Genomic DNA, 18,929 nt, shown 5'->3' on the forward strand with positions numbered 1-18,929 from the left:
CTCCCTTTACTTGCGCGGCTGGCGCAGCGTCGGCTGCTTGGCGAAGAGCTTGCGGAAGACCGGGTAGATGTCGCCCGGCTTGGCGATCCGCGTCATCTGGAAATTGGGCCAGCCGCCATCGACCGTCCGGTAGGCGCGCCAGAGCGAGGTGCCGTTGTCCGTGCGCGCGAAGATCTCGCTTTCGCGTTCGTCGATGATCTCCACATAGGCGTAGTACTGGCAGTATTTCATCACCGCCGACAGCAGCGCCACGCAGCGCTCGGAATCGCCGGAGATGTTGTCGCCGTCGGAGGCCTGGGCGGCATAGATGTTCCATTCGCTTGCCGGATAGCGTGCCTCGATGACGCGCTGCATCTCCTCCAGCGCGGTGGAGACCATCGTCCCGCCGCTCTGCGTGCTGTAGAAGAAGGTTTCCTCGTCGACCTCGCGGGCCTCGTCCGTATGGCGAATGAAGACGATCTCGATTCGCTCGTAGCGGCGCCTGAGGAACATGTGCAGGAGCACGAAGAAGCGCTTGGCAAGGTCCTTCTCGCGCTCGCCCATCGAGGCGGAGACGTCCATCAGGCAGAACATCACCGCATTGGCATTCGGAAGCGGCTGCTGCTCGAAGCGGTTGAAGCGGATGTCGACGGTATCGATGAAAGGGACGCGGCGCCGCCGCCGTTCCAGCCAATCCAGCTCCGCCTGCAGCATGGCGAGCTGTTCCTTGTCCTTCGGGCCCGGCTTGGCCTTCTTCTCCAACTCGGCGATCTCGGCCGCGAGCGCGTCGACCTCGGACTGCTTCGGCCGCCTCAGCGCGATACGCCTGCCATGGCTGTTGCGCATGGTCTTGGCGACGTTGATGTTGGTCGGCGACCCGGCCACCGAATAGCCCGCGCGCCGCGGCTTGAACGTCAGCGTCTCCTTCAGCGACAGCTTGACCATGTCGGGCAGTTCGAGGTCCTCGAAGAACAGGTCCAGCACCTCGTCCTGCGACAGCGAGAACTGGAAGTCGTCCTCGTCCTCGCCCGTGCCGGCGCCGCCCTTGCCGCCGGCGCCGCCCTGCGGCTTGCGCAGCCGGTCGCCCGGCGAGAACTCGCGGTTGCCGGGAAGCACCCGCTCCCGGTCGCCGGTATCGCCGGCCGGCTGGAAGGTCGGCTCGCCCACGCCGCGCGTCGGCATCGAGACGTTCTGCCCGCCGCCGACATCGGCGATCCCAATCGCCTTCACCTGCTCCTTGACGGCACGCTTCAACTCCTCGCGCGCCCGTTTCAGGAAGCGCTGCCGGTTGCCAATGCTCTTGTCTTTCGGATTCAGACGCCGGTCGATGAAATTCGGCATGCCTCAGCGCCCCGGATCGTGGTTGTCATTCATGGCTGCTGCCTCGCGCCGTCCGCTTGCACGCAAGGATGGCGCACAGCGTCCGGATGAACAAGCCGTCTGCACAGTGGACCGCCATTTCAGGCAATTTATGGCGGGTTTCGGAGGGGAATGCCTGCCGCCGCTGGAGGCCGGCCCGGATGCTGCGACGGCCATCTGCGCTGGCGAGGATTGCCGCCATTTCCGAAGTCCCTCCGGGAGGAGTGCATACCGGTCGCGGGCAGGGGATGGCACGCACCCCCGGACCGCTCGCTTGAGCGTCAGCCGGCCTTGTTGACGCGCATGTACCAGTCGACCAGCCGGCGGACCTGCCGCTTGGTATAACCGCGATCGATCATGCGGCTGATGAATTCGGCGTGCTGCTTCTCGGTGGCGCTGTCCTTCTTCGAGCCGAAGCTGATCACCGGCAGCAGATCCTCCACCTGGCCGAACATCCGCTTCTCGATCACCTCTCGAAGCTTCTCGTAGCTGGTCCAGGAAGGATTGCGGCCGCTGTTCTTCGCCCGCGCCCGCAGCGTGAACTTCACCACCTCGTTGCGGAAGTCCTTCGGGTTGGCGATGCCGGCCGGCTTTTCGATCTGCGACAACTCGCTGTCGAGGATCTGCCGGTTGAGGATCTGGCCGGTGTCGGGATCCTTGAAGTCCTGGTCTTCCAGCCACGCGTCGGCATAGGCGATGTAGCGGTCGAACAGGTTCTGGCCGTACTCGCTGTAGGATTCCAGGTAGGCCTTCTGGATCTCGTGGCCGATGAACTCCGCATAGCGGCTGGCGAGTTCGGAGCGGATGAAGTCGAGATAGGCGGCCTCGGTCTCCTTCGGATACTGTTCCCGTCGGATCGCCTGCTCGAGGATGTACATCAGGTGGACCGGGTCCGCGGCCACTTCCTTCGTGTCGTAGTTGAAGGTCTCCGACAACACCTTGAAGGCGAAGCGGGTGCTGACGCCCGTCATGCCCTCGTCGACGCCGGCGGCGTCGCGGTATTCCTGAACCGACTTCGCCTTGGGATCGACGTCCTTCAGGTTCTCGCCGTCATAGACCCGCATCTTGGTGTAGAGCGAGGAGTTCTCGTGCTGGGCGAGCCTTGTCGAGACGGTGAAGCGGCTGAGCGTTTCCAGCACTTCCGGCGCGCAGGGGTTCTTGGCGAGTTCGCTTTCGCGCAGGAGCTTCTCGTAGATCTGCCGCTCCTCGGTGACGCGCAGGCAGTAGGGTACCTTGACCACCAGAATGCGGTCGAGGAAGGCCTCGTTGTTCTTGTTATTCTTGAACTGCAGCCACTCGGACTCGTTGGAGTGCGCCAGCACGATGCCCTGATAGGGGAAGGCGCCGAAGTTCTCCGTGCCGTTGTAGTTGCCTTCCTGGGTCGCCGTCAAAAGCGGATGCAGCACCTTGATCGGCGCCTTGAACATCTCGACGAATTCCAGCAGTCCCTGTGTCGTCCGGTTGAGACCGCCCGAGTAGGAGTAGGCGTCCGGATCGGCCTGGCTGAAATTCTCGAGCTGGCGGATATCGACCTTGCCGACCAGCGCGGAGACGTCCTGGTTGTTCTCGTCGCCTGGTTCGGTCTTGGCGATCGCGATCTGCCTGAGCCGCGACGGCAGCATCTTGACGACGCTGAACTTGGAGATGTCGCCGCCGATCTCGTCCAGCCGCTTTGCCGCCCAGGGCGAAATCAGCCCGGTCAGGCGGCGGCGGGCAATGCCGTACTTGTCTTCGAGAAGATCGGCCATGCGATCCGGATGAAAGAGCCCGAGCGGGCTCTCGAAGACAGGGCTGACCTTGCCGTCCACCATCAGCGTGTAGATCGGCTTCACTTCCATCAGCTTCTTCAGCCGTTCGGCCAGAGACGACTTGCCGCCGCCGACCGGGCCGAGCAGGTAGAGGATCTGCTTGCGCTCCTCCAGGCCCTGCGCCGCATAGCGGAAGTAGCCGACGATCCGCTCGATCGTGTCCTCCATGCCGTAGAATTCGGAGAACGCCGGATAGATCTTGATGGTACGGTTGGAGTAGATGCGCCCGAGCCGTTCGTCGGCGCTGGTATCGATCAGGGTTGGCTCGCCGATGGCATCGACCATCCGCTCCTGGGCGGTGGCGTACATGCTTTTGTCATCTCGGCACGCTAGGAGATATTCCTGAAGAGACATCTCCTCGTGCGCAGTGCTGGAGTAGATCTCAGAGAACAGATTGAAGACGTCGGATTCACCCCTTTGCATGTTTGTCTCCCGAGACAACCGGCTGAAGTCGGATGGAATCAATGCCTGTGGAATCATTATACAGGAAAACGGATTTCATGGATGAATGTTCCTTTCACATAATTGGCATTCCGGGTGATTTGCGTGATCGAGGGTCGCAGGGACCGAGGCATCCGTCTCGTCGGAGGCGAAGCATTTCTGGCAGCCAGGGTTCTTGAGCAGAGACTCAGTGCGAACGGCCATGAAGAGCATTGAACACGTCTTTTCGGACCTTGCCAACCGCGCCCGGAAGATTGATTCGACCTGCGACATTTATGCGCACCCCGGCCGTACCGGTATCCGGGAACGATCCTGAAAATGCCCGCCATCTCTCCGCCGGTCGGCGCGCCAGCGCCCTGACGACGGTTTCGCCCGGCTCCGCCTCTGTGAAAAAATTCGCCACCGGTCGATATGCCGTCGAGGGTCGAAAACGGGCGGAACCATTGCCGCGAGATGTCGTTGACCTAGCGACGCAAGGAGACAAGTCAGATGCAGGAAAATTCGAACCAGAAAGAGGTTGAGCGGCGGTCGCTGGCGGTGGAGAGCGCGCTGATCCTTCTCATCGGCGACCTCGCCACGCGAGGCATCGTTTCGGCCGAAGAGGCGGAAAACGTGCTCGCGACGATCGCCGGCAGCTCCGCCCTCTCGTCCGCCCACGCCTCGGGAGCCCGCACGCTCGTGAAGCAGTTGCGACGGTTGCGCCGTAACGACGGACTTTCCGCGCCCGGAGCGTCCTCGTTCAAGGCTTGAGCAAATGCCGCTCGCTCGTACCCCCGACGGATACCGGAAAGCAGAAGCACGGCCGGGGTTGAACCCGGCCGTGCCTCACGCAGGGCTTGCCATCCTTCAACGTTTCTTGCCGGATTTGGCTGGCCCGGCGCGGCCGGCGATCGTGCTGGAGGTCACCGAGACCGGATCGCTGGCAGGAAAGGTTGCCTCCAGTCCCTCGTCCAGTTCCTCTTCCATCGTCTCCGTGTCGCCGGAGCCCCGGGCGCTTCGGACGGGTCGCGCCCGTGCGGCCTCGCCGTCGGCCTGCCGAACTTCGCTTGAGGCGATCCGGCGCAGCAGCGCCAGGGCCCGGTCGACCGCATTGGTCCTGTTGAGGCCGCCCTCGTCGTCGGGCGCAAGCTGGGCGCTGACGACCTCTCCGGTATTTGTGACGAACTCGACGGTATAGCCGCGCTTGCCGCCCATTTCCGCATGAACCAGTGCTTCGATGATCTGCATGTTCCTGTTCTCCCGTGATCGTCAGGATGGAACGTGCAGGCGAGGGGGCGGGTTCCGCAGCCCCGCTGGAACCGACCAACGGATTGTCCGCGCGGCGCTTTCTTCTGTCCCGTTGCCGCCGTTGCCCGACGAGATCATCTTCGGCGCCCGGCTTCGGTTGCTGCACAATTCGGTTGCCACTCCCGCATGCTGTTCCTACTATCGACCCCGTCCACCGGCCGTTGACAAAGATCAAGGTCGAGGAGCGCGCCGCCCGATAGGTCACTTGTGAACTTGGAGGACTTCGCCGGATGACCAGGAAAGGGTGGATCGTCGCAGCCGTGCTGGCTGTCCTGGTAGTGGGGAGCTACTACGCCTGGACCACGCTGCGCGGATCGGGCCTGCCCGCGGGCATCGCCAGCGGCAACGGCCGCATAGAGGCTGTCGAGATCGACATCTCCTCCAAGATCGCCGGGCGCATTGCCGAGATTTTCGTCAACGAGGGCGATTTCGTCGAGGCCGGTCAGGAACTGGCGCGCATGGACACCGCCCAGCTGGTCGCCCGCAGGCGGCAGGCAGAGGCCGAGCTCGCGCGGGCGAAGGTCGGCGTCGAGACGGCCGACAGTCTCGTCAGGCAGCAGCAGGCGCAACTGGAGGCGGCGAGCGCCCTGATCGAACAGCGCGAGGCCGAGCTGAACGCCGCCGAGACGCGCCGCGATCGCTCCGAACAACTCCGGAAGAGCAACACCGTGTCGCAGCAGGTTCTGGACGACGACCGGGCGAACTATCAGGCCGCGGTCGCGACCGTGGCGGCTGCCAGGGCCCAGCAGGCCGCAGCCGAGGCTGCCGTCAGCAGCGCCAAGGCGCAGGTGATCGATGCCAAGGCGGCCGTGGAGGCGGCCGATGCGGCGATCGAGAGCATCGATGCCGATCTCGACGACAGCGTGCTGCGCTCCCCCCGGCGCGGACGCGTCCAGTATCGGGTGGCGCAGCCCGGCGAAGTGCTGTCCGCCGGCGGCCGGGTTCTCAACCTCGTCGACCTGACCGATGTGTCGATGACCTTCTTCCTGCCGACCGAAGATGCCGGCCGCGTCGCCCTCGGCAGCGAGGTCCGCCTCGTACTCGATGCGATCCCGCAATATGTCGTGCCGGCCAAGGCCACGTTCGTCGCCGACGTCGCCCAGTTCACGCCCAAGACCGTCGAGACGCAGGAGGAGCGGCTGAAGTTGATGTTCCGCGTCAAGGCGCGCATCGAGCCGGAGCTGCTGGAAAGATACATCAAGCAGGTGAAGACCGGGCTTCCGGGCATGGCCTACGTCAAGGTCGCCCCCGACGCCGAGTGGCCGGATTGGCTCGGAAACGTCGTGAAATGAGCACCGCGCGCGTCGGAGCAGACGCGGCGATCGTCGCGCGGATCAGCGACGTGGGCCTGTCCTACGGCAAGACGCGCGCGCTGGGCGGCATCACGCTCGACATCCCCGCCGGCTGCATGGTCGGACTGATCGGCCCCGACGGCGTCGGCAAGTCGAGCCTGCTGTCGCTGATCGCCGGCGCGCGTGCGATGCAAGGCGGGCATGTAGAGGTGCTCGGCGGCGATATCGCCGACAGCCGCCACCGCCGCCTGACCTCGCCGCGCATCGCCTTCATGCCGCAGGGGCTCGGCAAGAACCTCTACCCGACGCTGTCGGTGTTCGAGAATGCCGATTTCTTCGGCGGCCTGTTCGGGCAGGGCGCGCAGGAGCGCAAGGCGCGTATCGGCTCCCTTCTGCAAAGCACCGGCCTTGGTCCCTTCGCCGATCGCCCGGCCGGAAAGCTCTCCGGCGGCATGAAGCAGAAACTCGGCCTCTGCTGCGCGCTGATCCACGATCCCGACCTTCTGATCCTCGACGAACCGACCACCGGCGTCGACCCATTGTCGCGGCGGCAGTTCTGGGAACTGATCGATCAGATCCGCAAGGACCGGCCGGGCATGAGCGTGATCGTCTCCACCGCCTATATGGAGGAGGCCGCACGCTTCGACTGGTTGGTGGCGATGGACGCGGGCAGGGTGCTTGCGACGGGGACGCCGGCGGAACTGCTCGAGCGAACCGGCACCACCAACCTCGACGCCGCCTTCGTGGCGCTTCTGCCGGAGGAGAAGCGCCGCGGCCATGTCGAGCTTTCGATCCCGCCGCGAAACGCCGGCGCGGACGAGGACATCGCGATCGAGGCGGAACACCTGACGATGCGCTTCGGCGACTTCACCGCCGTCAGCGACGTCAGCTTCCGCATCCCCCGTGGCGAGATCTTCGGCTTCCTCGGTTCCAACGGCTGCGGCAAGACGACAACGATGAAGATGCTGACCGGGCTCCTGCCGGCGAGCGAGGGCACGGCGCGCCTGTTCGGCCACGAGGTGGACCCGAAGGACATGGCCGTGCGCCGGCGCATCGGCTACATGTCGCAGGCCTTCTCGCTCTACACGGAGCTGTCGGTCCGGCAGAACCTCGAGCTGCACGCCCGCCTGTTCGAGATGCCGGAGGCGGCCATTCCCGATCGCATCGCCGAGATGGCAAGGCGCTTCGATCTGACGGACGTGATGGACGCCATGCCCGATGCCCTGCCGCTCGGCATCCGCCAGCGCCTTTCGCTCGCCGTCGCCATGGTCCATTCGCCGGAGATCCTGATCCTCGACGAGCCCACCTCCGGCGTCGATCCCGTCGCCCGCGACGGCTTCTGGAACATCCTGGCCGACCTGTCGCGCAAGGACGACGTGACGATCTTCGTCTCCACGCACTTCATGAACGAGGCGGCCCTCTGCGACCGCATCTCGCTGATGCATGCCGGCAAGGTGCTGGTCAGCGATACGCCGGAAAACATCGTGAAGATGCGCAAGGCGGACAACCTCGAGCAGGCCTTCGTGGAATATCTCGAAGACGCGATCGGCGAGACCGGCACGGCGGCGGCCGGCGCCTCCGCGCCGCCGGCGGACCTTGCCTCCGATGCCGCCGCTGCGCAGGCGCGCGCCAAACGCTTTTTCGATTTCGGGCGCATGTTCGCCTATACGCGGCGGGAGACGCTGGAGCTCAGGCGCGATCCCATCCGCGCGACGCTGGCCCTGATCGGCAGCCTCGTCATGATGTTCGTCGTCGGCTACGGCATCAATCTCGACGTGGAGGACCTGACCTTCGCCGTCCTCGACCGCGACGACACGACGATCAGCCGCGACTACACGCTGCAGATCGCCGGATCCCGCTACTTCATCGAGAAGCCGCCGATCACCGACTACAACGACATGGACCGGCGCCTGCGCAGCGGGGAGATCAGCCTGGCGATCGAGATCCCGCCGGGTTTCGGCCGGGACGTCGCGCGGGGCGAGAACGCCGAGGTCAGCGCCTGGATCGATGGCGCCATGCCGACGCGCGCCGAGACGGTGCGCGGCTACGTGCAGGGCATGCACGCGACCTGGCTGGCGCAGAAGGCCCGCGAGCTCTACGGCAGTGCTGCGTCCGCCGGGAGCTACGCCATCGAGATCCGCTACCGCTACAATCCCGACGTCCAGAGCGTGGTGGCGATCGTGCCGGCGATCATGCCGATCCTGCTGCTGATGATCCCCTCCATGCTGACCGTCTTGAGCGTGGTGCGCGAGAAGGAACTGGGCTCGATCATCAATTTCTACGTGACGCCGGTGACCCGCTTCGAGTTCCTGCTGGGCAAGCAACTGCCCTATGTCGTCCTCGCCGCCCTCAACGTCGTCATGCTGACCGCCTTTGCCATCTTCGTCTTCCGCGTGCCGTTCACGGGAAGCTTCCTGGTCTTCGGGACGGCGGCGCTTCTCTATGTCATCGTCACGACCAGCATGGGGCTGGTCATCTCGACGTTCATCAACAGCCAGATCGCTGCGATCTTCGGCACGGCGCTGCTCACCCTCGTTCCGGCCGTCCAGTATTCCGGCATGATCGATCCGGTGTCGTCTCTACAGGGGTTCGGCGCCTTCATCGGCAACATCTTCCCGACCACCTATTTCGTCACCATCTCGCGCGGCTCGTTCTCCAAGGCGCTGGGCTTCGCCGACCTCGCTCCTTCCTTCGTGCCGCTCCTGATCGCGATTCCCGTGCTGCTCGGGCTCGGTGCCGCCTTCCTCAAGAAGCAGGCGACGTGACATGAAGCTCGCCAATATCTACCGGCTGGGGATCAAGGAACTGTGGGGGCTGGCGCGCGACCCGGTGCTCCTGATCCTCATCGTCTATTCCTTCTCGCTGTCGATCTATTCCGCCTCCAACGCGACGCCCGAGACGCTGAACCATGCGGCGATCGCGATCGTCGACGAGGACGAATCCCCGGTGTCCTCGCGCATCATAACGGCCTTCTACCCGCCGCTCTTCTCCGTGCCGAAGCTGATCGACCAGGCGGAGATGGACAGCCGCATGGACGCCGGCCTCGATACCTTCGCACTCGACATCCCGCCGAACTTCCAGCGCGACCTGCTGGCTGGCCGGTCGCCTTCGATCCAGCTCAACATCGATGCCACGCGCATGTCGCAGGCGTTTTCCGGCGGCGGCTACGTACAGTCGATCGTCTCCGGCGAGATCGACGAGTATCTGAACCGCCATCGCGGCACGGCCGACGTCCCCGTCGATCTCGTGCTGCGCGCGGCCTTCAACCCACAGCTCGACAAGGGCTGGTTCATGCCGATCTCCAACGTCATCACCTCCATCACCATGCTGTCGATCATCCTGACGGGCGCGGCGCTGATCCGCGAGCGCGAGCACGGCACGATCGAACACCTGCTGGTGATGCCGGTCACCCCGACGGAGATCATGGTCAGCAAGATCTGGTCGATGGGGCTCGTCGTCCTCGTCGCCTCCGCGCTCTCGCTTCTCGTCGTCGTGCGCCTCATCCTCGACGTTCCGCTGCAGGGTTCGTTCGCGCTCTTCCTGGCGGGGACCGCGCTGCAGCTCTTCGCCACCACCTGCATGGGTATCTTCCTCGCCACCGTCGCCGGCACCATGCCGCAGTTCGGCCTGCTGCTGATGCTCGTGCTCCTTCCCTTGCAAGTTCTTTCCGGCGCGATGACGCCGCGCGAGAGCATGCCGGAATTCATCCAGACGCTGATGCTTGCGGCACCGAACACGCATTTCGTCATCCTCGCCCAGTCGATCCTGTTTCGCGGGGCAGGGATCTCGGTCGTATGGCCGCAGTTCCTGGCACTGTCGGTGATCGGGGCTGTCTTCTTCTTTTTCTCGCTGCGCCGCTTCCGGCAGTTCCTGCGCTAGGAGGCATGGCCGCAAGCGGACCGTTCGCCTTTTCCGATACCGGTAGATGAGGAGACATTCGATGACACCGAAGACCACCGGACCTCAAAGGCAACCGCTGGACGCCGCCGAGACCGCCCTGATCGACCGCTACTGGCGTGCGGCGAACTATCTGTCGGTCGGGCAGATCTACCTGCTCGACAATCCGCTGCTGCGCGAGCCGCTGAAGGCCGAACACATCAAGCCGCGCCTGCTCGGGCACTGGGGCACGACGCCGGGCCTGAACTTCATCTACGCACACTTGAACCGCATCATCCGCGCCCGCGACGCCGATGTCATCTATGTCTGCGGCCCCGGCCATGGCGGGCCGGGCATGGTCGCCAACACCTATCTGGAGGGCACCTACAGCGAGATCTATCCCGAGATCGCCGAAGGCGAGAAGGGCATGCAGAAGCTCTTCAAGCAGTTCTCCTTCCCCGGCGGCGTGCCGAGCCATGTGGCGCCGGAGACGCCGGGCTCCATCCACGAGGGCGGTGAGCTCGGCTATGCGCTGGTCCATGCCTATGGCGCCGCCTTCGACAATCCCGATCTCGTCGTCGCCTGCGTCATCGGTGACGGTGAGGCGGAGACGGGTCCGCTTTCCGGCAGCTGGCAGTCGCACAAGTTCCTCAATGCCGCCCGCGACGGCGCGGTGCTGCCGATCCTGCATCTCAACGGCTACAAGATCGCAAACCCCACCGTCCTCGCCCGCATGGGCGACGAGGACCTGAGGAGCCTCTTTACCGGCTACGGCTACCAGCCCTTCTTCGTCGAGGGGCACGAGCCGCAGAAGATGCATGCCCGCATGGCCGAGGTGCTGGACGAGGCGTTCGATACGATCGCCGGCATCCAGGCCGACGCGCGTGCGGGCAGGGCGGGGCATGCTTGCCCGCGCTGGCCGATGATCGTGCTGCGCAGCCCCAAGGGCTGGACCGGGCCGAAGGAGGTGGACGGCCTGAAGGTGGAGGACTTCTGGCGCTCGCACCAGGTCCCCGTCTCCAATTGCCGCGGCGACGATGCGCACCGCAAAATCCTCGAGGACTGGATGCGCAGCTACGACCCGGAGGACCTGTTCGATGCATCCGGAAAGTTGAAGGACGAGTTGCGGGCGCTGGTGCCGGAAGGTACCCGTCGCATGGGGGCGAACCCGCATGCCAATGGCGGCCTGTTGCGGCGCGAGCTGGAGGTGCCCGACTTCCGCGACTATGCCATCGCCGTCGAAGGCCCGGGGCGAAAGGGAGGCCAGTCGACCAAGGTGCTCGGCACCTACCTGCGCGACGTGATGCGGCTGAACGAGAAGCATGCGAACTTCCGCGTCTTCGGCCCCGACGAGACGGAATCGAACCGCCTCGGCGATGTCTTCCAGGCGACGAGCCGCGTCTGGATGGAGGATATCCGCCCCTACGACGTCCATCTCTCGCCGGACGGGCGCGTCATGGAGGTGCTGAGCGAGCATCTCTGCCAGGGCTGGCTGGAGGGCTACCTGCTCACCGGCCGGCACGGCTTCTTCTCTTGCTACGAAGCCTTCATCCACATCATCGATTCCATGTTCAACCAGCACGCCAAGTGGCTGCAGGTCTCGCGCGAGCTGCCCTGGCGCAAGCCGGTGTCGTCGCTGACCTACCTTCTCACCTCCCATGTCTGGCGGCAGGACCACAACGGCCTCAGCCACCAGGATCCCGGCTTCATCGATCTCGTCGCCAACAAGAAGGCCGATATCGTCCGCATCTACCTGCCGCCGGACGCCAACACGCTCCTGTGGGTCGGCGACCATTGCCTGAAGACCTACGACCGGATCAACGTCATCGTCGCCGGCAAGCAGCCCGAGCCGCAATGGCTCTCGATGGACGAGGCGATCCGCCATTGCGAGGCGGGCATGGGCAAGTGGGACTGGGCCAGCAACGACGAGGGTGGCGAGCCGGACGTGGTCATGGCCTGCGCCGGCGACGTGCCGACCATGGAGACGCTGGCGGCGGTCGATCTTCTGCGCGAACATGTGCCCGACCTGAAGATCCGCGTCGTCAACGTGGTCGACCTCTTGGCGCTGCAGCCGCAGTATCGCCACCCGCACGGCCTCGACGATGCAGCCTTCGACGCCCTGTTCACGAAAGACCGGCCGGTGGTCTTCGCCTACCACGGCTATCCCTACCTGATCCACCGGCTGACCTACAAGCGGACCAACCACGACAACATTCACGTGCACGGCTTCGTCGACGAGGGCACGACGACGACACCCTTCGACATGACCGTCATGAACGAGCTGGACCGCTACCACCTGGCGCTGGCCGCCCTAAAGTGGGTGCCGGGGCTGGAGGCGCGCGCGCCGGAGGTGGTGGCCGAACTGCAGGGCAGGCTCGACGCGCACCACCACTATGTCCGCGCCTATGGCGACGACATGCCGGAGATCCGCGACTGGGTCTGGAATCGGTAGGGTTAGGAATAGGGGAGGGGCCTGGCTGCCCCGCCTCAGGCCACTGACGAAGCCCCCGTTCCGGGCGCTATGTCTCTTCGAGAAGGCCACCAAAGGGACCCGTCATGCCGGACCCGATCCGGCATCCAGCGCGCGCAAGTCCTTGCGCGATAAAGCACTTTCCGCGCCGCAGACGCGACGCTACTGGACCCCGGATCAAGTCCGGGGTGACGGAAGAAAGGGAAGTTCCCGACGAGAACAAGTTCAAAAGACTGAGGCGGCCCCGGACGTCCCGCCTCCTCGTCATCGCAGCCGCGCTGCCATCGCGCTTGACATCGCGGCGCGACTGCGGGACGAGCGAAGGCATCGCCTTTCCATCCGCAAGCCTAACCGGAGAATCTCCCCAACATGCCCGGTCCCTTTGTCGCCCCCGTCCACGGTGATCCCGAACTGCCGAAGGAGGTCGATGTCGTCGTGATCGGCGGCGGCATCATCGGCGCGTCGACCGCGCTGGAGCTTTCCGAGCGGGGCCTGCGTGTCGCCCTGTGCGAGAAGGGCGGGATCGCGCAGGAGCAGTCGAGCCGCAACTGGGGCTGGGTCCGGATCGCCTGCCGCGATCCGCGCGAGGTGCCGCTGATGGCGCAATCGCTGCGTATCTGGGACACGCTCGACCAGCGCACCGGCCGCGACACCGGCTTCAAGCGCGCCGGCATCATCTTCACCTCGTCGAACGACCAGGAATTCGCCGACCACAGCCGCTGGATCAAGAACCTCGAGGGCTACGACATCGAGGCGCGCATGCTGGGCGGCGCCGAATTCAGCGACATGTATCCGGGCACGACGATGAAGCTGAAGGGCGCGCTCTACACGCCGACCGATGCCCGTGCCGAGCCGCAGAAGGCGGCACCGGCGATCGCCGAGGCGGCAAGGGCCAATGGTGCTGCGATCCTCACCGAATGCGCCGTGCGCGGCATCGAGACGGCCGCGGGCGCCATCTCCGGAGTCGTCACCGAGCGCGGCGCCATCGCCTGCAAGGCGGTCGTGCTCGCCGGCGGCGCCTGGTCCAGCCTGTTCGCCGGCACGCTCGGCATCCACCTGCCGCAATTGAAGGTGCTGAACTCGGTCATTCGGACCGGGCCGCTGGACGGCGCGCCCGAACAGACGATGTGGGCCTCCGGCTTTGCCTTCCGCAAGCGCCAGGACGGCGGCTATACGGTCGCCTCCGGCCACGAGAACATCGTCGACATCGTGCCGAAGTCGTTCCGCTTCGCCCGCGATTTCATACCGGCCCTGAAGAAGGAATGGCGCTCCCTGAAGTTTCGCGCCGGCTGGCGCTTCTTCGACGAGGCGCGGATCGCGAGTGGCTGGGCGCTGGACGAGCCAAGCCCGTTCGAATATTGCCGCGTCCTCGATCCCGTGCCGTCGAGGAAGATGGCGGACAATGCGCTCGCCAACCTGCGGCGCGCCTTCCCGGTGTTCGACAGGGCGCAGGTCGCGCAGCGCTGGGGCGGCATGATCGACGTCACCCCCGATGCAGTGCCGGTGATTTCCGCCGTCGACAGCATCCGCGGCTTCCACATCGCCACGGGTTTCTCCGGTCACGGCTTCGGCATCGGACCGGGCGCGGGACGGCTGATGGCCGACCTCGTCACCGGCGACACCCCGATCGTGGACCCCAGGGACTTCCGCCTGTCGCGCTTCACGGACGGCTCGAAGATAGAGCTGGTCAGCGGTTTCTGATCGCGCAGCGCTCAAGGACGCGCGCAGCCGCGGTCACGCCTCGATGGCGCGTCGCATCCGGTCGTAGCAGCAGCACGAGCGCCCGTGCAGCACATGGCGGTTGCGCACGATCAGCCGGCCGCGGTTATAGGCGATGGCGCCGGCATCCATCAGGTCGGTGCAGACGGCGTTGACCGTCGCCCGCCGCAGCGCCAGCAGTTGCGACACGGCCTCCTGGGTGATGTGGAACTCGTCGCCCGGCATGCGGTCGTGCGCCTGCAGCAGCCACCGCGAGACGCGCTGCTCGGCCGTGTGCCGGCTGTTGCAGGCGGCCTGTTCCATCAGTTGCTCGATGAAGGCGCTGACATAGCCGTACATCGCCGCCCGCATCCCATCGAACCGGTGAAGCGCCAGTTCGAACTCCGCCACCGCGATCCACAGCGCCCGGCCGGGGACCTGTACGACGGAGCGGCCGAGCGCCTTGCTGCCGCCGAGCACCACGGCCAGCCCGAGTGCGCCCTCGCGCCCGAGCGACGCCTTCTCCACGTTCCTGCCGCTGGCGATATCCGTGACGTAGGATATCACCCCCTCCAGCGGGAAGACGATATGGGTCAGCGGCGCGCCGTCGTCGAAAACGGTATCGCCCGCAAGTATCGGTCGTATGTCGCCCCGTGCGAGCAGGAAGTCGCGTGCATCCGGCCGCAACGCGGCAAGGACGCGATTGCCCGCAAAGGTGGTCGCATTGTCTTTTTCAGTCACGCTTAGCCCCAGCATGTGCTGGATCTATTTGTATCACTAATTATCGCAGGTTTAAATCCGCATTAATTGCTTGTTAAGTACGTTATGTGCCATAACAATACAATTTTGTTGTCCCGGGACGGGAAAGTGACGGGACGTTCGACTGCGGCACGTCAAGGAGAACGATCCGGATGGATTTTGGCGCGTGCCGGATATTCTTCCGAACCCCGCCTCCGAGGTCTCCGCGCCGCCGCGTGCCTACCCTAGGATGTGCTTTCGAGCCAATGCGAAATGCCGCGCGCTGCGGCGCGGCCGGTGGCGAGGCAGGCGGTCAGGAGATAGCCGCCCGTGGGCGCCTCCCAGTCGAGCATTTCGCCCGCGGCGAAGACGCCCGGCATCGCGGTCAGCATGAAGGTCCCGTCGATCCCCTTCCAGTCGATGCCCCCGGCGGACGAGATCGCCTCGGCGATGGGCCGGGGCCGCAGCAGCGGCACCGGCAGCGCCTTGATCAGCCGCGCCAGCTCGTCGGGCGCATGTCGCCCGGCATCGGGCACGAGTTCGCGCAGGAGACCGGCCTTGACGCCGGCAAGTCCTGCACCCTTGCGCAGCCGGTTGGCGAAGCTGGCCTTGGTCCCCTGCCGGGCGAGATCCCGCGCGATCCGGGCCGCCTCCCGCCCCGGTGCGAGATCGAGAACGAGGCTCGCGGCTCCTTCAGCCTCGATCCGATCGCGGAGTGCTGAGGCATGCGCATAGACGAGGCTGCCCTCGATCCCGTGCCGGGAGACGACGAATTCACCGGGGAGCGTGCCGGCGTCCGATGTCGCGGTTGTCCCCTTGAGCGGCTCGCCGGCAAAGCGCTCGGTGAAGCCCTCGCTCCAGGCGACGTCGAAACCGCAATTGGCGGGGCGGAAGGGCACGACGGGCACGCCCCGCTCGCGCAGCGTGTCCACCCACGAGGCGTCCGAGCCGAGCCGCGGCCAGCTCGCACCGCCAAGCGCAAGCAGGACCGCGCGGCAGGAGACGGTCTTGCGCCCCTCCTGGGTCTCGAACACGACCGCGTTGCCATCGAAGCCGACCCAGCGATGGCGCGTATGGATCTTCGCGCCCTGTTGCTCCAGCCGGCGCAACCACGACCGCAGCAACGGCGAGGCCTTCATCGCCGTCGGAAAGACCCGGCCCGAGGTGCCCACGAAGGTCTCCACGTCGAGCCCGGCTGCCCAGTCGCGCACATCGGTCGGCGTGAATGCCGCAAGCGCCGGCCCGAGCCGCCCGGACGCCGCGCCGAAGCGTCCGGCGAAGCGGGAAAACGGCTCGGAATGGGTGATGTTGAGGCCGGACTTTCCGGCAAGCAGGAACTTGCGCGCGACCGTCGGCATCGCCTCGTACACCGCGCGACCCGCCGCCCCGCCGCCGACAGCGCCTCGGCAGCGGCAAGGCCTGCGGGTCCGCCGCCGATCACCGCGATCTCGTCTCGTTCCATTCCGTCGGTCGTCTCCGTTATCGTCGAGGCACTCTTGGCTTGCGTGCCGCGATGGCGCAAGTCTGATCCGTGGTCGAATCGGATTGTGGACGCCGCGAATGCGCGTTTGCAACGCGTCGGCCATGGGCTAGAGCATGTCGCGCAAAAGTGTGCTGCGATTTTGCGATCACGACATGCGCAGAATCAAGGGCCTAAAGCGCGGCACGCGCTTTGGCGTGGCCGGGAAGCCGAAGGGAAGGTATGCGATGACAACGAGCGCCCCGGATGACGTTGCTGTCAATCTGCGGATCGATTTCTCGCGCGAGGACCGACTCGGGCGCGGCAAGATGATGCTGCTGGCCCGGATCCGGGAGACCGGTTCCATCTCCGCCGCCGGCCGGTCGATGGACATGTCCTACCGCCGCGCCTGGCTCCTTGTCGACACGATGAACCGCATGTTTTCCAGCGCGGTCGTGGAATCCCAGCGCGGCGGCAAACAGGGCGGCGGCGCCGTCGTCACGGCCTTTGGCGAGGAACTGCTGGCCCGGTTTCGGGAGATGGAGGCCAAGGCGAGGGCCGCGATCGGCGACGATCTTGATTGGCTGCGGGCCAACCTGTCGCCGGGCGTCCGCGAAAAGCAGGCCGAGGCTAGTGAAGGTCCAGCGCGACCGTCTTGATGATGGCAAAGACGGTCTTGCCGGGCCTAAGTGCCAGCCGCTCTCCGGAGAGCGCCGTCACCCGGGCGTGGACGATGTCGCCGCCGCAGCCGATCCGGACGGTGATCATCCCCTCGTCGTCAGCGGTGATCGCCTCGATCGTGCCCTCCAGGATGTTCAGCGCGCTGAGGCCTTCCGGTCGGCTGGTCGCAAGCATCACGTCGCGGGCGGGAATGTGCAGCCGCACGATCTTTCCCGCCTCGACCGTGGCGTTCGGCACATGGATCATGTTGCTCTTCAGGCGCACCGTCGCCAGCCGGTGCGGCGGATCGAAGGCCTCGACCACGCCGGCGAGCACGCTGCCCGCCTCGCGGCGATTGGCGGCGGTCGGCAGGCTCGGGCCGCTGAGCACGTCCGATACCGGCCCGATCGCCTCGACCTTGCCGTCGCGCAGCACCACGACCCGGTCGGCGAGTTGCGCCACCTCGTGGACGGCATGGCTGACATAGACGATCGGCACGTTCGTCTCGTCACGCAGCCGTTCCAGATAGGGCAGGATCTCGGCCTTGCGTTCGTCGTCGAGGGCTGCGAGCGGCTCGTCCATCAAAAGGAGTCTTGGTGCGGAGAGCAGCGCCCGGCCGATCGCGACGCGCTGCCGTTCGCCGCCGGAAAGGTTTGCCGGCCGCCGCTCCAGCAGATGGCCGATGCCGAGAAGGTTTACCACGCGGTCGAAGCGCTCCGGCACGGCGTCGCGCGGCGCGAACCAACGGCCGTAGGTCAGGTTGCCCTTGACGGTCAGGTGCGGAAACAGCCGCGCCTCCTGGAACACAGTGCCGAAGCGGCGGAGGTGCTTCGGCACGAAGACGCCGCGTTTGCTGTCGACCAGAACGTCGCCGTCCAGCGCGATGCGGCCTTCGTCGGGGCGGATCAGGCCGGCGATCGCGCGCACGAGCGAGGTCTTGCCGGAACCGGAGCGGCCGAACAGGGCGGTGACGCCCCCCTCCGCCTCGAAGCCCGCATCGAGATGAAAGTCGCCGAGCCGGTGGCGGACCTGGACGGAGAGCGTCATTCGAAGTTCACCCGCTTGCCGATCAGGTGCGCCATGAATTCGGAGGCGAGCAGGGCCGCCATCGAGATCGCGATCGCGACGATCGTCAGCCGCATCGCGCCGAGGTCGCCGCCCGGCACCTGGGTGAAGGTGTAGATCGCCGCCGACAGCGTCTGCGTCTCGCCTGGAATGTTGGAGACGAAGGTGATCGTCGCCCCGAATTCTCCCATCGACTTGGCAAAGGACAGGATCATCCCGGCGATCACGCCGGGCAGGATCAGCGGCAGGGTCACGGTGAGGAACACCCAGGCCGGATTGGCGCCGAGCGTGCCGGCCGCGTCCTCGAGCTTGCGGTCGACGGCATCGAGCGATAGCCGGATCGAACGGACCAGCAGCGGAAAGCCCATCACCGCGCAGGCGAGTGCTGCCCCCGTCCAGCGAAACGAGAAGACGATGCCGAAATACTGGTCGAGGAAGGCGCCGATCGGCCCCTTGCGGCCGAACAGGATCAGCAGCAGGAAGCCGGTAACGACGGGCGGCAGGATCAGCGGCAGGTGGACGATGCCGTTCAGGATCGACTTGCCGAAGAAGCGGCCGCGCGACAGCGCGAGTGCGACGAGGATGCCGAAGGGCAGGCTGGCGGCGACCGCGACGGTGGACACCAGCAGGCTGAGCCGGATCGCCGTCACTTCCTCTTCACTTAAGGCCAGCCAGTCCAATTCGGGTCAACTCACGATCTTGCCGGGTGCCGAAGCCACCGGCCGGAATGCGGAAAGAAGGGCAGGGTAGCGCAACATCCCTAAAGAAAACGCCGTGCACCGTGAAGGACGCGCGGC

Annotated in this window: 13 protein-coding genes and 1 pseudogene; 7 read left to right on the plus strand and 7 right to left on the minus strand. The window is 65.8% G+C overall.

Annotation, left to right across the window (positions count from 1 at the left end):
• Positions 1-6 precede the first annotated feature (6 nt).
• Both GGQ64_RS04370 and GGQ64_RS04375 read right to left on the minus strand, forming a co-directional pair.
• Positions 7-1,320 (minus strand): YeaH/YhbH family protein, encoded by a 1,314-nt coding sequence (locus GGQ64_RS04370; protein ID WP_183799665.1) that lies wholly within the window; start codon positions 1,318-1,320, stop codon positions 7-9.
• 299 nt (positions 1,321-1,619) lie between these two features.
• A complete protein-coding gene (locus tag GGQ64_RS04375) occupies positions 1,620-3,569 on the minus strand; it encodes a PrkA family serine protein kinase (RefSeq protein WP_183799667.1) in 1,950 nt (649 codons plus the stop codon).
• 507 nt (positions 3,570-4,076) lie between these two features.
• On the opposite strand from GGQ64_RS04375, the gene GGQ64_RS04380 reads away from it, so the two are divergent.
• Positions 4,077-4,337 carry a hypothetical protein gene (locus GGQ64_RS04380; protein WP_183799669.1) on the plus strand — a complete coding sequence of 87 codons (261 nt, stop codon included), beginning with the start codon at positions 4,077-4,079 and terminating at the stop codon, positions 4,335-4,337.
• 96 nt (positions 4,338-4,433) lie between these two features.
• Here the strand turns inward: GGQ64_RS04380 and GGQ64_RS04385 are convergent, their stop codons facing one another.
• Positions 4,434-4,814: a hypothetical protein gene (locus GGQ64_RS04385; protein WP_183799672.1), complete on the minus strand. Its 381-nt coding sequence runs from the start codon at positions 4,812-4,814 to the stop codon at positions 4,434-4,436.
• 290 nt (positions 4,815-5,104) lie between these two features.
• On the opposite strand from GGQ64_RS04385, the gene GGQ64_RS04390 reads away from it, so the two are divergent.
• From GGQ64_RS04390 to GGQ64_RS04410, 5 genes are all read left to right on the plus strand, one after another.
• A complete protein-coding gene (locus GGQ64_RS04390) occupies positions 5,105-6,166 on the plus strand; it encodes an HlyD family secretion protein (RefSeq protein WP_183799676.1) in 1,062 nt (353 codons plus the stop codon).
• A complete protein-coding gene (rbbA, locus tag GGQ64_RS04395; RefSeq protein ID WP_183799679.1) occupies positions 6,163-8,931 on the plus strand; it encodes a ribosome-associated ATPase/putative transporter RbbA in 2,769 nt (922 codons plus the stop codon). The genes GGQ64_RS04390 and rbbA overlap by 4 nt, the downstream gene beginning before the upstream one ends.
• Position 8,932: 1 nt before the next feature.
• Entirely contained in the window at positions 8,933-10,045 is a 1,113-nt protein-coding gene (locus tag GGQ64_RS04400) for an ABC transporter permease (protein WP_183799682.1), read from the plus strand.
• A 61-nt stretch (positions 10,046-10,106) separates the two neighbouring features.
• A complete protein-coding gene (locus GGQ64_RS04405; protein WP_183799685.1) occupies positions 10,107-12,494 on the plus strand; it encodes a phosphoketolase family protein in 2,388 nt (795 codons plus the stop codon).
• Positions 12,495-12,881: 387 nt separating this feature from the next.
• Entirely contained in the window at positions 12,882-14,213 is a 1,332-nt protein-coding gene (locus tag GGQ64_RS04410) for an NAD(P)/FAD-dependent oxidoreductase (protein WP_183799688.1), read from the plus strand.
• Positions 14,214-14,246: 33 nt separating this feature from the next.
• On the opposite strand, the gene GGQ64_RS28165 is transcribed toward GGQ64_RS04410, so the two are convergent.
• Both GGQ64_RS28165 and GGQ64_RS04420 read right to left on the minus strand, forming a co-directional pair.
• Complete coding sequence (locus GGQ64_RS28165; protein WP_183799690.1) at positions 14,247-14,951, minus strand: helix-turn-helix domain-containing protein; 705 nt, start codon at positions 14,949-14,951, stop codon at positions 14,247-14,249.
• 242 nt (positions 14,952-15,193) lie between these two features.
• A pseudogene (locus GGQ64_RS04420) lies at positions 15,194-16,410 on the minus strand (TIGR03862 family flavoprotein).
• Between the two features lie 245 nt (positions 16,411-16,655).
• Between GGQ64_RS04420 and GGQ64_RS04425 the strand changes: the two are divergent.
• On the plus strand, positions 16,656-17,066 hold the full coding sequence (locus GGQ64_RS04425) for a winged helix-turn-helix domain-containing protein (protein ID WP_183799693.1): 411 nt from the start codon (positions 16,656-16,658) through the stop codon (positions 17,064-17,066).
• Here GGQ64_RS04425 and modC read toward each other — a convergent pair.
• Both modC and modB read right to left on the minus strand, forming a co-directional pair.
• Positions 17,038-18,114 (minus strand): molybdenum ABC transporter ATP-binding protein, encoded by a 1,077-nt coding sequence (modC, locus tag GGQ64_RS04430; protein WP_183799696.1) that lies wholly within the window; start codon positions 18,112-18,114, stop codon positions 17,038-17,040. The genes GGQ64_RS04425 and modC overlap by 29 nt on opposite strands.
• Positions 18,111-18,812: a molybdate ABC transporter permease subunit gene (modB, locus tag GGQ64_RS04435; RefSeq protein WP_183799699.1), complete on the minus strand. Its 702-nt coding sequence runs from the start codon at positions 18,810-18,812 to the stop codon at positions 18,111-18,113. The genes modC and modB overlap by 4 nt, the downstream gene beginning before the upstream one ends.
• Between the last annotated feature and the right edge of the window lie 117 nt (positions 18,813-18,929).

Source organism: Mycoplana azooxidifex (assembly GCF_014196765.1).
In the GTDB taxonomy this organism is placed as follows: domain Bacteria; phylum Pseudomonadota; class Alphaproteobacteria; order Rhizobiales; family Rhizobiaceae; genus Mycoplana; species Mycoplana azooxidifex.

Coding starts and splice junctions, on each gene's coding strand:
- GGQ64_RS04410 (WP_183799688.1), top strand. CDS start 12,882: ATGCCCGGTCCCTTTGTCGCCCCCGTCCACGGTGATCCCGAACTGCCG.
- GGQ64_RS04370 (WP_183799665.1), bottom strand. CDS start 1,320: ATGCCGAATTTCATCGACCGGCGTCTGAATCCGAAAGACAAGAGCATT.
- GGQ64_RS04380 (WP_183799669.1), top strand. CDS start 4,077: ATGCAGGAAAATTCGAACCAGAAAGAGGTTGAGCGGCGGTCGCTGGCG.
- GGQ64_RS04390 (WP_183799676.1), top strand. CDS start 5,105: ATGACCAGGAAAGGGTGGATCGTCGCAGCCGTGCTGGCTGTCCTGGTA.
- GGQ64_RS04385 (WP_183799672.1), bottom strand. CDS start 4,814: ATGCAGATCATCGAAGCACTGGTTCATGCGGAAATGGGCGGCAAGCGC.
- GGQ64_RS04375 (WP_183799667.1), bottom strand. CDS start 3,569: ATGCAAAGGGGTGAATCCGACGTCTTCAATCTGTTCTCTGAGATCTAC.
- rbbA (WP_183799679.1), top strand. CDS start 6,163: ATGAGCACCGCGCGCGTCGGAGCAGACGCGGCGATCGTCGCGCGGATC.
- GGQ64_RS04405 (WP_183799685.1), top strand. CDS start 10,107: ATGACACCGAAGACCACCGGACCTCAAAGGCAACCGCTGGACGCCGCC.
- modC (WP_183799696.1), bottom strand. CDS start 18,114: ATGACGCTCTCCGTCCAGGTCCGCCACCGGCTCGGCGACTTTCATCTC.
- GGQ64_RS04400 (WP_183799682.1), top strand. CDS start 8,933: ATGAAGCTCGCCAATATCTACCGGCTGGGGATCAAGGAACTGTGGGGG.
- GGQ64_RS04425 (WP_183799693.1), top strand. CDS start 16,656: ATGACAACGAGCGCCCCGGATGACGTTGCTGTCAATCTGCGGATCGAT.